Origin of the sequence: Pseudomonas sp. PA-4-8C, assembly GCF_021606625.1 — a bacterium.
Taxonomy (GTDB): domain Bacteria; phylum Pseudomonadota; class Gammaproteobacteria; order Pseudomonadales; family Pseudomonadaceae; genus Aquipseudomonas; species Aquipseudomonas lactis.
On record NZ_WKCD01000122.1, the window covers coordinates 1 to 14846 of the forward strand.

Here is a 14846-nt window from a genome sequence, read left to right on the forward strand (position 1 = left end):
AGCCACCCCCATGCTCCATGTGTTATTCAGCGTGTACCTGAAGATGCTGGTGCTCTACAGCCCGTTCTTTGTGCTGTCCTGCTTTATCAGCCTGACCCGTGGCTATTCCAGCAAGGAGCGTCGGCGCCTGGCGTGGAAAGTCGCACTGGCCACCCTGGTATCAAGCGTGCTGCTCTACCTGTTTGGCCGGGTGATTTTCAGTGTGTTCGGCATTACCGTCGACGCGTTCCGCATCGGCGCCGGCAGCGTGTTGTTTATCTCCGCCCTGGGCATGGCCCAGGGCAAGTCGGCGGTGCAGACCGACAATGTGCAGCAGGACGTGACCATCGTGCCGCTGACCATCCCCCTCACCGTCGGCCCCGGCACCATCGGCGCCTTGCTGGTGATGGGGGTCAGCCAACCGCACTGGGATGACAAGCTCACCGCCATCCTCAGTATTGCCCTGGCCAGCCTGACGGTGGGCGTGGTGCTGTACCTGTCCAACCGTATCGAACGCATTCTCGGCGACCAGGGCTTGCAGATTGTCAGCCGGTTGATGGGCCTGTTCGTCTGCGCCCTGGCCGCACAAATCATTTTTACCGGGGTACGCGGCTACCTGGTGCCCTAGATCCGGTATTTGGCGATCGCCATTTCGACTTTATCACCGGCGCTTTCGCGCATCAGTTGGATGGTTTTCTCGTTGACCATCGAGGTATTGAGCACCAGGCAAGTCTGCCCGCTGAAGGCCTCGAACGAGGAGCTGTCCCACTCCAGGAACGGCAGGCCCACCTGTTTATCCACACCATGGGTGCTGTAGGTCACCAGCACCATGATCAACTCGCCGTCTGTTTCAGCGCAGGAGGCCAGGCCGAAATCGCCGCCCTCACGCACCGCGCAATTGCGCTTGAACAGCTCGAAAGACGCTGGCTGACGCTTCAATGCGTCCAGCGCATCGGCGGCCAGTTTTGGCAATGCGCTGAGCAACGGCCCGGACAGCGCCGTCGACGTCAGCATCGAGGCGATGATATTCAGCGCCGCCAGTTGCACCGTCAGGCCCTTGCCCGCACGCGAGACTCGCTCAAAGCGACTGCGCAGCGGCAGCCACCCCAGGCTGACCATGACCTTGATAAATTCCTCGTACCACGCCTCGCTGCCCCGCTGGACCTTCAGCACATCGCTCACATAACTGCTGGCCAGCAGATAGCTTTTGCGCACGTATTCCCGGTTCAACGCCGACAAGCCTTCGGCAAACGAAATCACGCCGTTGTTCACCACGGCCGCATTGCAATCATCCTCGCTATCCAACACTGCCGTGGCCTGCCTGGCAGGTGCGCCCGGTAACTTGTAGGCGGCAATCAACTTGCGCCTTTTTTTGCTGTTGATCCTTCTGTGACGTCGCTCCATTTTCTGTTCTCCACAAACACCCCACATGGGGCTTGCTTCCACACTAGTCCAGGGAGCAGCGGGGTTTCCATGCGACAAACATCCCTTGGCCTGCCCCGCCCAAAACCAGCGCCCAGCAATAACAAGGTGCGAGCGGCAGGCTTCTGGTTTTCATCGCAGAAAAAAGAAAAAGCCCCGAACAACACCAGAGCAATCCCTGGGTTATTCGGAGCTTTCCGGCAGCCAACGGGGCTGTTTTCAGGAGTTGGGTTTGTCGCCATACCAACGTGGCGTGTACACCCACTCGCCGCCACCGGCGCGGGGGAACACACAGGTGGTGGATGAACCGATCAGCACCATGGTGCGCATGTCCACCTGCTCGGGGGTCAGTTGCCCCAAGGTGGTGACGCGCAGCGTCTGGCCTGGGCGGCCGATGTCACGGCCCAGCACCACTGGCGTCTGTGGCGTGCGATGCAGCGCGACGATCTCCAGGGCGCGCCCCAGTTGCCAAGGCCGCGACCGCGAGATCGGGTTGTAGAACGCCAAGGCCAGGTCGGCCTGGGAAGCCAGGTCCAGGCGTTTTTCGATGATCGACCAGGGCTTGAGGTTATCCGACAGCGACATCACACAGAAGTCATGCCCCAGCGGCGCGCCCGCCTGGGCAGCGGTGGCCAGCGAAGCGGAAACCCCCGGCAGGATTTCCAGGTCGACCTGATGCCAGGCCGGCTCACTGGACTCGTGCAGCGCTTCGATCACTGCCGCAGCCATGGCGAATACGCCAGGGTCGCCGGACGACACCACCACCACCGAACGCCCTTGCGCAGCCAACTCGAAAGCGTGGCGAGCGCGCTGCATTTCTTCGCGGTTGTCAGTGCAGTGTTGCACTTGATCGTCCCGGAACGGCCCGGCCATGCGCACGTAGGTTTCATACCCCAGCACATCGGTGCAACGCGCCAGTTCCGCCTTCACCGCCGGCACCATCAGTTCAGCGGCGCCGGGGCCCAGGCCGATCACCGCCAGACGCCCGCGCGGGCGCCCCACCTGTGACAGGTCCAAGGGCTGCTCGGCCACGGTAATGCTGATATCCGCAACGGGTGTCAGCGCAGCAAAACGCAGCGGTACGCCCAAGGCCGACGCAGCTTCATGCAACGACGCGTCAGCCATCTGCAGGTCGCTGGCCAGCAGGCAGGCCAGGGATTGCACGGCCACACCCGCCTCCTGCAGCGCCGTGCGCACACGCTCGGCCAACTGCGCACCCGGCCGGCAGGTGACGTAGACATTCTGCGGGTAAATCAGCAACTCGTTGGCTGCCGGTGTGCGTTCGGCACTGCCTACATGAATCGCCAGGCGCGCTTGTTGATCCTGAGGCAGGTTAGCGTCCTCCAGCCATGGCGCCGTGCCTTCGATACGCACGCTTTCGCCGGCCAGAAGGTCGGAGACAAAGCGTTTGCCCAACTCGATATCGGCCAATTGATAGCCCGCCGGCGGGTTGAGCAGGCAGGTGCCAAAACGCAGCTCGCCGCTGGTAGTGATGGCGGCGGACACACCGAGTGCCGCTGCAATGTCGCGCGCCATCAGGTTCACGCCACCCAGGCCACCGAGCAACGGCACCACGGCGCTGCCGTCTTCGGCCACCGCCAGCACGGCGGGTTCCTCGCCCTTTTCCAACAGCAACGGCGCCAGGGTGCGGATAACAATACCCGCGGCGCACAGGGCAATCAGTGGCGTGCCCTGCTGATAGAGCTGACGCAACGTGGCGCCGAATTCGCTGTAGGTGCGGTCTGCACCTTCAACCCGTGTGGCCAGGCCGTGGATCAACGCGCCGGGATAAACCTGCTGGAGCTTGCGCGCAGTCGCCAGGCTGCCCTGGCCCAGAATCACAATCGCCGGGGTCATCAACCTTGCCACCGTTCACCGGGCACGATGATCAGTGAGAAATACGGCGAAGACATCGGCTCCACCTGGTCCAGCGGCACGATCTTCTGGTTGGCCATGGTCGCACGCTCCACATACAACGCCCGCTCGGCCAGGCCCAACTCTTCCAACACTTGGCGCACCTTCGGGAAGTTGCGCCCCAGCTTCATGATCACGGCGGCATCGGCATCCGCCAGGCGGCGCTTGAGGTCCTCATGGGGCAATACGCCGGAGAGCACCGACAAGCTCTGGTTGCGATACACCAACGGCGCACCGAGTACCGAGGCGCCACCGAGCATCGAACACACGCCTGGAATCACCTCGGCGTCGTAGCGCTCGGCCAGGCGGTCATGCAGGTACATGTAGGAGCCGTAGAAGAACGGGTCCCCTTCGCAGATCACCGCCACGTCGCGGCCTGCGTCCAGGTGCGCGGCCACGTCGAGGCTGGCGTTGTCGTAGAAGTCGCTGATCACCTGCTCGTAGGACAGCGGCGCGGGCAGCACTTCGGTGGTCACCGGGTACACCAGCGGCATCAGGGTCTGTTGCGGCACCAGGTGGTCCTCGATGATGCCGAAGGCGTTGCCCTTCTTGCCCTTGGCCACGAAGTACGCCACCACCGGCGATTCACGCAGCAGGCGCAGGGCTTTGAGGGTAATCAGTTCGGGGTCACCGGGGCCGACGCCCAGGCCGATCAAACGTCCGCGCACCTGCATTATTCGACCTCCGTGGCCAGGGCATTGACGGCGGCGGCAGCCATGGCGCTGCCGCCCAGGCGGCCTTGCATGATCACGAACGGCACCCCACGGCTGTCAGCGGCGAGCATCGCCTTGGATTCGGCGGCGCCGACAAAGCCCACCGGGAAACCCAGGATCAACGCCGGTTTCGGCGCGCCGGCATCGAGCATTTCCAACAGATAGAACAACGCGGTCGGCGCATTGCCGATCACCACCACACTGCCTTCCAAATGCGGGCGCCACAGTTCCAGTGCAGCGGCAGAGCGGGTATTGCCCAACTCGCGCGCCAGCTCCGGCACGCTGTCGTCACGTAGGGTACAGATCACCTGGTTATTGGCCGGCAGGCGTGCGCGGGTCACGCCTTCGGACACCATCCGCGCATCGCACAGAATCGGCGCGCCAGCGGCCAATGCGTCGCGCCCGGCCTTGCCCGCTCCTTCGGAGAATTGCAGGCCGTCGATGGCCTCAACCATGCCGCACGCATGAATCACCCGCACCGCGAGTTTTTCCAAATCAGCCGGGATGCGGTCCAACTTGGCTTCCGCGCGAATAATGGCGAAGGAGTTGCGATAGATCTCCTGACCGTCGCGGATGTAATCAATCATCGGTGTTGCTCCGTGGACGAGCGCGCAACAGGGCGCCCGCCGCTTCAATGGAAAGAGTGCGCGCGTGCAGCCGGCCAAAACCAGGCTGGGCTGCCTCGCGAAAATAGAGGTCGTAGTAGCCGGGGCTCACCGCCAGCAAGGTGACGGGCGCGGTGTGCGCGGCAGCGCAGGAGCGCGGGCAGCCGGACAGATGCACCTCAACGCTCGATTGCAGAGCGGCCAGTTGCACGGCGTCGGCCTTGGTGTCGGCCAGGCCTTTTGCGCAGCCGCTGGAGCCGGTGCAGGCAATCATGCGCGCCAGCGGGTGGCCGAGGGAGCAGATAAAGCCCAGTTGCGCCAGGCGCTCGGTCACGGCGTGAGGCTTTTCGACGTTGGGCACCAGCACGCCTTGCCAAGGGGTGAAGCGCAAGGAGCCGTCCCCATAGTCACTGGCCAGTTGTGCGGCGCCCTTGAGCATCGTTGGGTCCAGGCGGCCCAAGGGCGCGAGGGCGGCAACGTAGAACTGATTCTTTTGCACTTGTGGATAAGTGCCCACCTGCAGCGACGCGTCGCTGGGCGGGCGTGTGAAGCCGTCGACGGGCAGCAACGGCACCCGCAAATGGCTCAGCACGTTATCCACAGGCAAATGGCGCATGCGCGTTTGCTCTGGGGTGGCGAGGTCCAGAAACGCTTGGAGCACGGCCACCACCAACCCATGCCCCTGATGCAATGGCACGGCCGCCACGGGCGCATCCAGGCCCGGACAACCCGCCAGGCCGAACGCGAGCAGGGTTTCGCCATGGCGTACGAATGCCGACAACCACAGGTCGTGGTGATGCTCGAGCATCGCCAGGTCTTCGCCGCCGTCGAGTTGCACCGCGAACTTGGCCGACAGTTGATGGAAACTCGGATGGTTCTCCAGGGTGGCGAGAATCTGCGCGGCCAACGGGCGGGTGTCGAACAGCATCTGCGGGTCGATGCCGGCGCTGGGGCTGAGCATCAGGTTGCGCACATCGTCACCGCCCGCGTTGCTGGGGCCCAGGCCCGCCGCCAGCAGCCGGGCGATCAACGCTTTCTGCTCGGCGCCGATGCCGCGAATCTGCAGGTTGGCGCGGTTGGTCGCCTCGATCACCCCGCCCGCATACGCTTGGGCCGCCTCTGCCACGGCGTGGGCCTGGGCGGCAGTGATCGCGCCGCCCGCCAATTTGACCCGGCAAATGCCGCCGTCCAACGCCTGGACAATACGCAGCAACCCCGGACAAGCCGAGGGGCGCAAGGTATTCACAGCAGGCGTTGAGTTCACGGGGCTACCGGTTGACGGGTAAAGGCGCGGTATTATGCCTGCTTTGTCCGGCGGCATGAAAAGCCTGCCCGTCGGATGTCGTTCAAGGAATTGATATGTCGCCCTGGCTGACGGTTGTAGGCATCGGTGAAGACGGCTTCAAAGGCCTGGGCAGGAATGCCCGGCATGCCCTGTTGCGCGCCACGCGGATTATAGGTGCTCAGCGCCAGTTGGACCTGCTGCCGCTGTGTATTGGTGGCGAGCGCCAACTGTGGCCGAGCCCGTTTTCCCTGGAGCCGGTGTTGTCGCGGCGTGGAGAGCCTGTGTGCGTATTGGCCAGTGGCGACCCGATGTTCTATGGCGTCGGCGCCAGCCTGGCCCGGCAAGTGGCGGCTGAGGAGTTGACGATTTTGCCCGCGCCCTCGTCGGTATCCCTGGCAGCGGCGCGCTTGGGCTGGCCGTTGCAGGAGGTGGTGACATTGTCGGTAGTGGCGCGGCCATTGGCGGCAATCAACGCGCACCTGGCCAGTGGCGTGCGCTTGTTGGTATTGAGCAATGACGGCAGCAGCCCCGCCTTGATCGCCGCGCTGCTGGCCGAGCGCGGTTTTGGCCCCAGCCGCATCCGTGTGTTTGAACACCTGGGCGGCCCGGATGAGCGGCGTATCGACGGGCACGCGCATGCGTGGGAGCAGGCTGCGGTTGCCGATTTGAACCTGGTCGCCATCGACTGCCTGGCAGATGCCGACGCACCACGTCTGTCGCGTCTTGCCGGCTTGCCGGACTCGGCCTTCCAACACGACGGCCAACTGACCAAGCGCGATGTGCGCGCCATGACCCTCGCCCGCCTCGCCCCCATGCCGGGCGAACTGTTATGGGACGTGGGCGCGGGCAGCGGCTCCATCGGTATTGAATGGATGCGCACCCATCCCAGCTGTCGCGCCTTGGCGATTGAAGCCGACACCGGCCGCCAGGGCCTGATCGAACACAACCGCGACGCCCTCGGCGTGCCCGGCCTGCAACTGGTGCGCGGCAAGGCGCCAGAGGCGTTAACCGGCCTGGAAACACCGGACGCCATCTTTATCGGCGGCGGCGTCACCCGCGACGGCGTGCTCGACACCTGCTGGCAACAGCTGCGCCCTGGTGGTCGGCTGGTTGCCAATGCCGTGACCTTGCAAAGCGAAATGACCTTGATGAACTGGCGCGCCCAACATGGCGGCGAACTGACTCGCATCCATGTGGCCCAGGCCCAGCCGTTGGGCGAGTTCGATACCTGGCGCCAGGCACTGCCGATCACGTTGCTGGAAGTGATCAAACCGTTATGAAAAGGATTCTTTTACTGGGCGGCGTCACAGAAGCGCTGGCCATCGCCCGCACCCTAGGGCCGCAACATATCTACAGCCTGGCCGGCGTGGGCCGCGTACCAACCGACCTGAACTGCCAGGTTCGAGTCGGGGGTTACGGAGGCGCTGAAGGGTTAGCGCAGTTTATTCGTGACGAACGTATCAGCCTGATCCTTGACGCCACCCATCCGTATGCAGCGCAGATCAGCCAAAACGCGGCCCAAGCGGCGCAATTGAGCGATGTGCCTTGCTGGGCATTGCGACGCCCGGCCTGGCAGCCACAGCCGGGGGATGATTGGCGCGAGGTCGCCGACTGGGCCGAACTGGTCGAAGCGCTCAAACCCTTCAAGCGCCCGCTGTTCACCTTGGGTCGCGAACCCTTGCAGCACCTCGACGAAATCCCCGCCGACCAGTTCTGGACCTTGCGCGCGCTGGATGTGTATCCGGGCAATGAGCGCTGTGAAGTGATCGGCGCACGCGGGCCGTTCCTCATCGAGGACGAGCGGGCGTTATTCGAAGAACGGCGGATTGATGTGCTGATCAGCAAGAACAGCGGCAGCACCGCCACCGAGCCGAAGCTGGAAGTGGCGCGGGAGCGGAGGGTGCCGGTGTTGGTATTGAAGCGGCCGGTGTTGGCTGCGGTGGATCGAGAGTTCACAGCAGTGCCAGCATTGCTACAGGCAATCACCCTTTTCTAAACACCACCTATCCAATGTGTGAGCGGGCTTGCTCGCGAAGGCAGTGTGTCGGCCAAAACATCCAGCGACTGACACACCGCTTTCGCGAGCAAGCCCGCTCCCACATTTTGGAGTTGCGTTATAAAACGACGGTAGTAGGTAGACAGCCAGCAAAGGCGCTAGCTCAATCAACTGCGCAACGGTTTCACGAGAAGTTACCTACAGACGCACCGGAACCCGCTGACTACTGAGACACGCAGCCCATGGCGATGATCCTCAACATTCGTTGATCGTTCCCACGCTCCGCGTGGGAACGATCATACGAAGAACTACGCAAATCCTAGTTGCTTATCTCCCCCATGAGAAAGCGACCCATCTTACAAATCCTTCCGAACAACCTGGCTGGCCGAGCCTAATCCTACGCCCTAACGTCGCCTCACGCGGTTTTGCAGCATCGTCCGCGATGGAGATGCACTGCTTTTGCAGTGCGTCGCGACTTGCCATCATGTATCCCATGGAATACGATCAAAGATGAATCACTTCAAGAAGTCAAAACCTTTTCGGGAGTGGCTTGATGCGTTACGCAGTGAACCTGCCCGGGCACGCATATTGGCAAGGTTGAAAAACGCACAATCAGGCAATTTCGGGGACTGTGAAGCAGTAGGAAGTGGCGTATCGGAAATGCGCATTCATTACGGGCCTGGATACCGAGTTTATTTCATACGTAGAGAAGAGGTGATTTATCTGCTGTTGATAGGAGGCGACAAATCAACGCAGAAACGAGACATCCAACGAGCAAAGCAAATTGCAGAAAGATTTGAAAAAGGAATAACCGATGACTGAATTTACCGACTTCGATGTAGCGGAACACCTCAAAACCCCCGGGGACATGGCCGAATATCTTGAAGCCTGTTTCGAGGAGGATGCGGGTGATGGCTTGCTTATTCGCTCAGCTCTCAACGACATCGCCCGTGCCCAAGGCATGACCCAAGTAGCCCGTGATGCCGGTCTGGGACGCGAAAGTTTATACAAAGCCCTTTCCAGCACGGGCAATCCCGAATTCGCGACTATCATGAAAGTCATGAAGGCTCTAGGCCTCAAGCTCCACGCCACAGCCGTCTGAACCACTGCGACACCAAACCACACCCGCCCTTTTTACTTATCCCCCTCGATCAGGCTAAATACCCGCCTGATCGTTTAACCCTACGGATTATCCGCCATGGCCCGTCAACGCTTTGCAATTGCCTGGATCGCCTGCCTTGCAGTGCTGTTCAATGCGTTTGCCATGCCGTTGGCCAGTGCGATGCAGCAGACCGATGACCCGATCAAGCGTCTGATGTGGGGCGGGTTCTGTTCGTCCAATGGCGCCAGCCTTAAGGCGATTGCCCTGGGCAAGCTGGAAATCCCGGCACCGCCGGACGATCACTCGACTATGCAGCATTGCTGGTGTTGCTCGGGTTCGGCGCCGTTGGTGGCGTTGCCGGGGCATGTGCCGCAGTTGTATGTGACACGCTTCGAGGCGGTGCAGAGCCTGCCGCCGCGCTTATTGCGCAATCCCACCCCGCGCCAGCAATGGCCAAGCCTTAACCCCCGCGCCTCTCCAACGGTCTGATTTTCTTCGCAAGTGAACTGCGTTTAGAACTGTTCTGGAGAACTGCCATGCTCAAATCTTCCCTGCTTCTGGCTGCGTTGCTGCTGCCGGTGTTCAGTGCTGCCAATGCCGAGGACTACAAGGTCGGCGACTTGGAGGTCAGCAATCCCTGGTCCCAGGAATTGCCGCCGAATGCGCCCACCGTCGCGGCGTACTTTGTGATTCATAACACTGGCAAGACGCCGGATCGCCTGCTCAGTGCCGAGACGCCCCTGGCGGAAAAAGCCGAGCTGCATGAGCATGTGATGCAAGGCGACTTGATGAAGATGCAACAGGTGCCCAACGTGGCCGTACCGGCCAAGGGTGAACTGACCTTCGCACCGATGGCCTATCACGTGATGTTGCTGGGCCTCAAGGACCGCAGCCTGCTGGCCGATGGCAAGCAATTCCCGCTGACCCTCATCTTCGAGAAAGCCGGCAAGGTCGAGGTGCAAGTGTCAGTGCAGAAAGTGCCACCGATGGCTGGCCACGAGCATATGCACGCTCAGTAAGCCAACCTCGATGGGCGCCCCTCGCGCCAGGTTGTCTCCCCACTACCGCGTGAAGCGCGGCAGTTGGATCAGCCTGTTCGCCATGCTGATGATCTTTATCGGTCCGCTGATTTCCCAGGCGATGCCGATGGATCATCACGCCGGTATGTCCATGGAAATGCCCATGGAGATGCCGAGCGACCACGGCGAACCCCATCACACCCAAGCCCCCGCCGAACACCACGCACTCTGGGCCAAGTGCGGCTATTGCGACCTGCTGTTCAGTTGCCCGGCCCTGCCCGGCAGCGTCTCCTACGTAACCCTCGGCACCCCGCCGCCCGCCAACGCCCTCACCCCCGCCACGCGCCTGGGCCATGCCCGGCAGAGCATCTTCCCCGGCGCCCGTAGCCGTGCGCCGCCCATCGCTTCGTAAGCCCTTCACCGCGTTACTTCACCCCGGCCGACTTTAGACAGACAGCCGTAGGCTGCTGGCCGTGTTGTTTACGATTGATTGATGGAATTTGTCATGTCCAGGTTTTCTGCTGACACCCGTTTGGGAAGTACTGCCCTGCTCACCGCGTTATGCGGCGCACTATTGGCTGCCCACGCTCACGCCGGCGAGCATGAGCTGAGCCCCACGGTCATCACCGCTATCGCCCCCAGCTCACCGCTGACCGTGGTCACCAACCCCAAAGACCCGCGCCAACCGGTGCCCGCCAGCGATGGCGGCGACTACCTCAAGACCATCCCCGGCTTCGCCCTGGTGCGCAACGGCGGCACCAATGGCGACCCGGTGCTGCGCGGCATGTTCGGCTCGCGCCTGAATATCCTCACCAACGGCGGCATGATGCTCGGCGCCTGCCCTGGGCGGATGGATGCCCCCACCTCGTACATCTCGCCGGAAACCTACGACAAGCTCACCGTAATCAAAGGCCCGCAAACCGTGCTATGGGGCCCAGGCGCGTCTGCCGGCACCATCCTGTTCGAGCGTGAGCCGGAGCAGTTCGGCGAGTTGGGCACGCGGGTCAACGCCAGCGTATTGGCCGGCTCCAACGGGCGTTTCGACAAGGTCATCGATGCCGCTGCTGGCGGCCCATTGGGCTACATGCGCGTTATCGGCAACCAGGCCCATGCCGACGATTACAAGGACGGCAACAACGACACCGTCGCCTCGCGCTATGACAAGTGGAACGGTGACGTGGCCGTGGGCTTCACGCCCGACGCCGACACCCTGCTGGAACTCACCGCCGGGCGTGGCGACGGCGAGGCGCGCTACGCCGGGCGTGGCATGGACGGCTCGCAGTTCCTGCGCGAAAGCCTGGGGCTGCGTTTCGAGAAATCCAATCTCGGCGAGGTGTTGGATAAGGTCGAAGCCCAGGTCTACTACAACTACGCCGACCATGTGATGGACAACTACAGCCTGCGCGTCCCTTCGGGCACCGGCATGATGGCGGGGCCCATGGCGTCCAACGTCGACCGCCGCACCCTTGGCGCACGCATCAAGGCGACCTGGCGCTGGGCGGATGTGCAATTGATCAGCGGCCTGGATGCGCAGACCAATGAACACCGTGCGCGCAGCAGTATGGGCATCGACACCTACAAGGATTTGCCGCGCAACAAGGACGCCAATTTCCACAACTACGGAGTGTTCGGCGAATTGACCTGGTACGCCGCCGACAACGATCGCCTGATCACCGGCGCACGCCTGGACCGCGCCTCGGCGAAGGATTTTCGTCAACGCACCGGCTCGGGAATGATGTCGCGCCCGAACCCGACTGCCGGCGACACCCGCGCCGATACATTGCCCTCGGGCTTTGTGCGTTATGAGCACGACCTGGCGGACACCCCCACCACGCTGTATGCCGGCCTGGGCCACGCGCAACGTTTCCCGGATTACTGGGAACTGTTTTCCCCCAACACCGGCGCGGGCGGCTCGGTGAATGCCTTCGACGGCGTGAAACCGGAGAAAACCACCCAGCTCGACTTCGGCGCCCAGTACAAGAGCGCCGACCTGGAAGCCTGGGCCTCGGGCTATGTCGGCCAGGTGCGCGACTTCATCCTGTTCGACTACAGGCCCGGCATGATGGGCACCACCTCCCAGGCGCGCAATGTGGACGCACGCATCATGGGCGGCGAAGTGGGCGCGGCGTACAAGCTGAGCCAACACTGGAAAGCCGACGCCAGCCTCGCCTATGCCTGGGGCAAGAACAGCAGCGACGGCAAGGCCCTGCCACAAATGCCACCACTGGACACGCGCCTGGGCCTGACTTACAGCGAAGACGACTGGAGCGCCGGCGCCTTGTGGCGGCTAGTTGCTGCACAAAACCGCATCGACTCGAACAAGGGCAACGTGGTTGGCAAGGACTACGACAAAAGTGGCGGCTTTGGCGTGTTCTCGTTGAATGCGGCATACCGCATCAACAAGAACTTCAAGGTCAGCACCGGGGTCGACAATTTGTTCGGCAAGGCTTATGCCGAGCACTTGAACCTGGCCGGTAACGCAGGCTTCGGTTACCCGGCGAACGACCCGCAGGCCATCAAGGAGCCGGGGCGTACGCTCTGGACCAAGGTGGACATGAGTTTCTAAAAGCATCGCAGGCAAGCCAGCTCCCACAGATGGATTACAGGCCCCTGTGGGAGCTGGCTTGCCTGCGATGACGATGTAACAGACCAAGAAAAATCAAAAGCCTTGTGCGGAGCACCCGATGACCACGCAAAAGATCTCCTTCTACAACCTGGCCTGGCGCTGGCATTTCTACGCCGGCCTCTTCGTCGCCCCCTTCATGGTGCTGCTGGCCCTCACCGGCATCATCTACCTGTTCAAACCCCAGCTCGACCCGCTGATGTACGGCCACCTGCTCACCGTGCCCGCCGCCGAACATGCGCTGAGCGCCGACGAGCAACTGCAGCGCGCCCAGGCCGCCTACCCTCACGCCGCGATCAGTAAATACCTGCCCCCTGCCGACGCCACTCGCAGCGCGCAATTCGTGATGCGCAACGGTGCCCACGAAGTGACAGTGTTCATCGACCCGTATCGCGGCACCGTCCTCGGTGAGCAGGATGCAAAAAACAACCTGCAAGCCATCGCCCGTGCCCTGCACGGCGAGCTGATGATCGGCACCGTCGGCGACCGCCTGATTGAACTCGCCGCTGGCTGGGGCGTGATGCTGGTGGTGTCCGGCCTGTACCTATGGTGGCCGCGGGGCAAGTCCTCGGCCGGGGTGTTGTGGCCGCGCCTGGGTAGCCGTGGCCGCTTGTTCTGGCGCGACCTGCACGCTGTCGCCGGTTTCTGGGGCGCGGCGTTCCTGCTGGTGATGCTGCTCAGCGGTATGACCTGGACCGGTTTCTGGGGCAAGCAATACGCCGACCTGTGGAACACCTTCCCGGCAGCGATGTGGAACAACGTGCCGCAGTCCGACCAGCAGGCCCGTGTGCTCAACACGGCCACCCAGCAAACCGTGCCCTGGGCCTTGGAAAACACGCCGATGCCGATGTCAGGCGACCACGCCGAACACATGAATCACGGCGCAATGCACGCAGGCCCGGCCGCACCCACGGTGCGCCTGCAACAGGTGGTCGACCTGGCCAACGCGCGCAAGGTCGAGCCCGGCTACAGCATCACCTTCCCCACCACCGGTGTGTTCACCGTCGCGGTGTTCGCCGACGACCCGCGCAACGACGCCACCCTGCACGTGGACCAGTACACTGGCAAGGTCCTGGCCGATGTGCGTTGGGATCATTACAACCTGGTCGCACGCGCCACCGAGACGGGTGTGATGCTGCACGAAGGCAAGATGTTCGGCTGGGTCAACCAACTGATCGTGCTGGTGATCTGCCTGATGATTCTGCTCAGCGCGGTCAGCGGCGTGGTGATCTGGTGGAAGCGTCGGCCCCAGGGTGGGCTGGGTGTACCGCCGCTACGCCACGACCTGCCCAAATGGAAAACCGCGATGGCGATCATGCTCGGGCTGGCGATTATCTTCCCGTTGGTGGGGGCTTCCTTGATCGCCGTGTGGGCATTGGATCGCCTGGTGCTGTCGCGTGTTCTTGGCCACAGAGAGCCCACTTCAGGCTCCGCCTGACGCAGGCAGTGGTGTTCACAATTCATCCTTGGGGGGACGACTGATCGACAGTTTCAACTGAGCCCCCAGGACCCCACGCACGGTCCAGAAATCCCCGCTGCGCACCACGCGAAGCTGGCCGATTCGCGCGAGTTCGGAGATGAAGTGCGAAGGCGTCGGAGCCTGCGCGGTATAGCCTGTCTGGGCCGACCATTTGTCGGGCGTGGCAAGCAGGTTGTATTCCTCAGTGCTCCAGTGCGGGGCATAGGCGAGTAGTGCGCCATCCCGTGCAGACAGATAGAACGTGACGATCGGCAGGCCCTTTCGCTTCAACTCGTGAACGTAATACGCCAACTCGCGCCACGACACGAAGTGAGTACGAAAAGCGTTCTGCGCCACATCCGCCGGCTGATCAAGGCCTGCGTGGAACAGCAGATGGGCTGCCGTGATCCGGTATTTGCCCGGCAACCCGCGGCTATCAAACAAACCTTCAGCGTGCGAGGAAGGAAAACCGTCGTCCAGCATTGGCAATACGGGAAGATGGCTGCTGCCCATAGGGTCCGTCAACAGAGCACTCAGGTACTGCTGGTCCGTGTAGCCGCCGACATACGCCTGGGAGAACCACGCGGCATCATCGCGATGAGCGTGCAACGGTCCCAATCCCAGCTGGCGCTCACCCGCAGGAATGACCGCACGCGAGCGGCCCGGCTGCCAGTGGGCCCCGACTACCCCCGCCCCCAGCCAGTTTGCACTGGACTGCAACACCCGCAG

The 14846-nt window shown here is 62.7% G+C and carries 16 protein-coding genes; 10 read left to right on the forward strand and 6 right to left on the reverse strand.

What is annotated here, in order from left to right; all coding sequences use genetic code 11:
- Nucleotides 1-10: 10 nt before the first annotated feature.
- On the forward strand, nt 11-607 hold the full coding sequence (locus GIW04_RS17930) for a MarC family protein (RefSeq protein WP_003171467.1): 597 nt from the start codon (nt 11-13) through the stop codon (nt 605-607).
- On the opposite strand, the gene GIW04_RS17935 is transcribed toward GIW04_RS17930, so the two are convergent.
- The 5 genes from GIW04_RS17935 to cobG all read right to left on the reverse strand — a co-directional run bounded on the left by GIW04_RS17935 (nt 604) and on the right by cobG (nt 5954).
- Nucleotides 604-1383, reverse strand: a complete 780-nt coding sequence (locus tag GIW04_RS17935; RefSeq protein WP_034134791.1) for a hypothetical protein — start codon at nt 1381-1383, stop codon at nt 604-606. The genes GIW04_RS17930 and GIW04_RS17935 overlap by 4 nt on opposite strands.
- Nucleotides 1384-1620: 237 nt before the next feature.
- Nucleotides 1621-3258, reverse strand: coding sequence for a precorrin-3B C(17)-methyltransferase (gene cobJ, locus GIW04_RS17940; RefSeq protein ID WP_003188164.1), 1638 nt, complete (start codon nt 3256-3258; stop codon nt 1621-1623).
- Nucleotides 3258-3989, reverse strand: coding sequence for a precorrin-2 C(20)-methyltransferase (locus GIW04_RS17945; protein WP_032893769.1), 732 nt, complete (start codon nt 3987-3989; stop codon nt 3258-3260). The genes cobJ and GIW04_RS17945 overlap by 1 nt, the downstream gene beginning before the upstream one ends.
- Nucleotides 3989-4615 carry a precorrin-8X methylmutase gene (locus tag GIW04_RS17950; RefSeq protein ID WP_003188162.1) on the reverse strand — a complete coding sequence of 209 codons (627 nt, stop codon included), beginning with the start codon at nt 4613-4615 and terminating at the stop codon, nt 3989-3991. Before GIW04_RS17950 ends, GIW04_RS17945 begins: the two co-directional genes overlap by 1 nt.
- The gene (gene cobG / locus GIW04_RS17955) at nt 4608-5954 is read right to left on the reverse strand and encodes a precorrin-3B synthase (protein WP_120247963.1); all 1347 of its coding nucleotides are present in this window, start codon (nt 5952-5954) and stop codon (nt 4608-4610) included. The genes GIW04_RS17950 and cobG overlap by 8 nt, the downstream gene beginning before the upstream one ends.
- Nucleotides 5955-5992: 38 nt before the next feature.
- Between cobG and cbiE the strand changes: the two genes are divergently transcribed.
- The 9 genes from cbiE to GIW04_RS18000 all read left to right on the forward strand — a co-directional run bounded on the left by cbiE (nt 5993) and on the right by GIW04_RS18000 (nt 14096).
- On the forward strand, nt 5993-7198 hold the full coding sequence (gene cbiE / locus GIW04_RS17960; protein WP_120247962.1) for a precorrin-6y C5,15-methyltransferase (decarboxylating) subunit CbiE: 1206 nt from the start codon (nt 5993-5995) through the stop codon (nt 7196-7198).
- Nucleotides 7195-7914 carry a cobalt-precorrin-6A reductase gene (locus GIW04_RS17965; protein ID WP_120247961.1) on the forward strand — a complete coding sequence of 240 codons (720 nt, stop codon included), beginning with the start codon at nt 7195-7197 and terminating at the stop codon, nt 7912-7914. Before cbiE ends, GIW04_RS17965 begins: the two co-directional genes overlap by 4 nt.
- 510 nt (nt 7915-8424) lie before the next feature.
- The gene (locus GIW04_RS17970; protein ID WP_120247959.1) at nt 8425-8736 is read left to right on the forward strand and encodes a type II toxin-antitoxin system RelE/ParE family toxin; all 312 of its coding nucleotides are present in this window, start codon (nt 8425-8427) and stop codon (nt 8734-8736) included.
- The gene (locus GIW04_RS17975; RefSeq protein ID WP_120247958.1) at nt 8729-9016 is read left to right on the forward strand and encodes an addiction module antidote protein; all 288 of its coding nucleotides are present in this window, start codon (nt 8729-8731) and stop codon (nt 9014-9016) included. The genes GIW04_RS17970 and GIW04_RS17975 overlap by 8 nt, the downstream gene beginning before the upstream one ends.
- Before the next feature lie 96 nt (nt 9017-9112).
- Nucleotides 9113-9505, forward strand: a complete 393-nt coding sequence (locus GIW04_RS17980; protein WP_120247957.1) for a DUF2946 domain-containing protein — start codon at nt 9113-9115, stop codon at nt 9503-9505.
- A 47-nt stretch (nt 9506-9552) separates the two neighbouring features.
- Nucleotides 9553-10035, forward strand: a complete 483-nt coding sequence (locus tag GIW04_RS17985) for a copper chaperone PCu(A)C (protein ID WP_003188155.1) — start codon at nt 9553-9555, stop codon at nt 10033-10035.
- A 10-nt stretch (nt 10036-10045) separates the two neighbouring features.
- Nucleotides 10046-10447 carry a DUF2946 domain-containing protein gene (locus GIW04_RS17990; RefSeq protein WP_032900381.1) on the forward strand — a complete coding sequence of 134 codons (402 nt, stop codon included), beginning with the start codon at nt 10046-10048 and terminating at the stop codon, nt 10445-10447.
- Between the two features lie 93 nt (nt 10448-10540).
- Nucleotides 10541-12601 carry a TonB-dependent copper receptor gene (locus tag GIW04_RS17995; RefSeq protein ID WP_034134783.1) on the forward strand — a complete coding sequence of 687 codons (2061 nt, stop codon included), beginning with the start codon at nt 10541-10543 and terminating at the stop codon, nt 12599-12601.
- 118 nt (nt 12602-12719) lie between these two features.
- Nucleotides 12720-14096 carry a PepSY-associated TM helix domain-containing protein gene (locus GIW04_RS18000; protein ID WP_120247956.1) on the forward strand — a complete coding sequence of 459 codons (1377 nt, stop codon included), beginning with the start codon at nt 12720-12722 and terminating at the stop codon, nt 14094-14096.
- A 15-nt stretch (nt 14097-14111) separates the two neighbouring features.
- Here GIW04_RS18000 and GIW04_RS18005 read toward each other — a convergent pair.
- Nucleotides 14112-14846: hypothetical protein (locus tag GIW04_RS18005; protein WP_236479093.1), on the reverse strand; the 735-nt coding region annotated here is incomplete at its 5' end.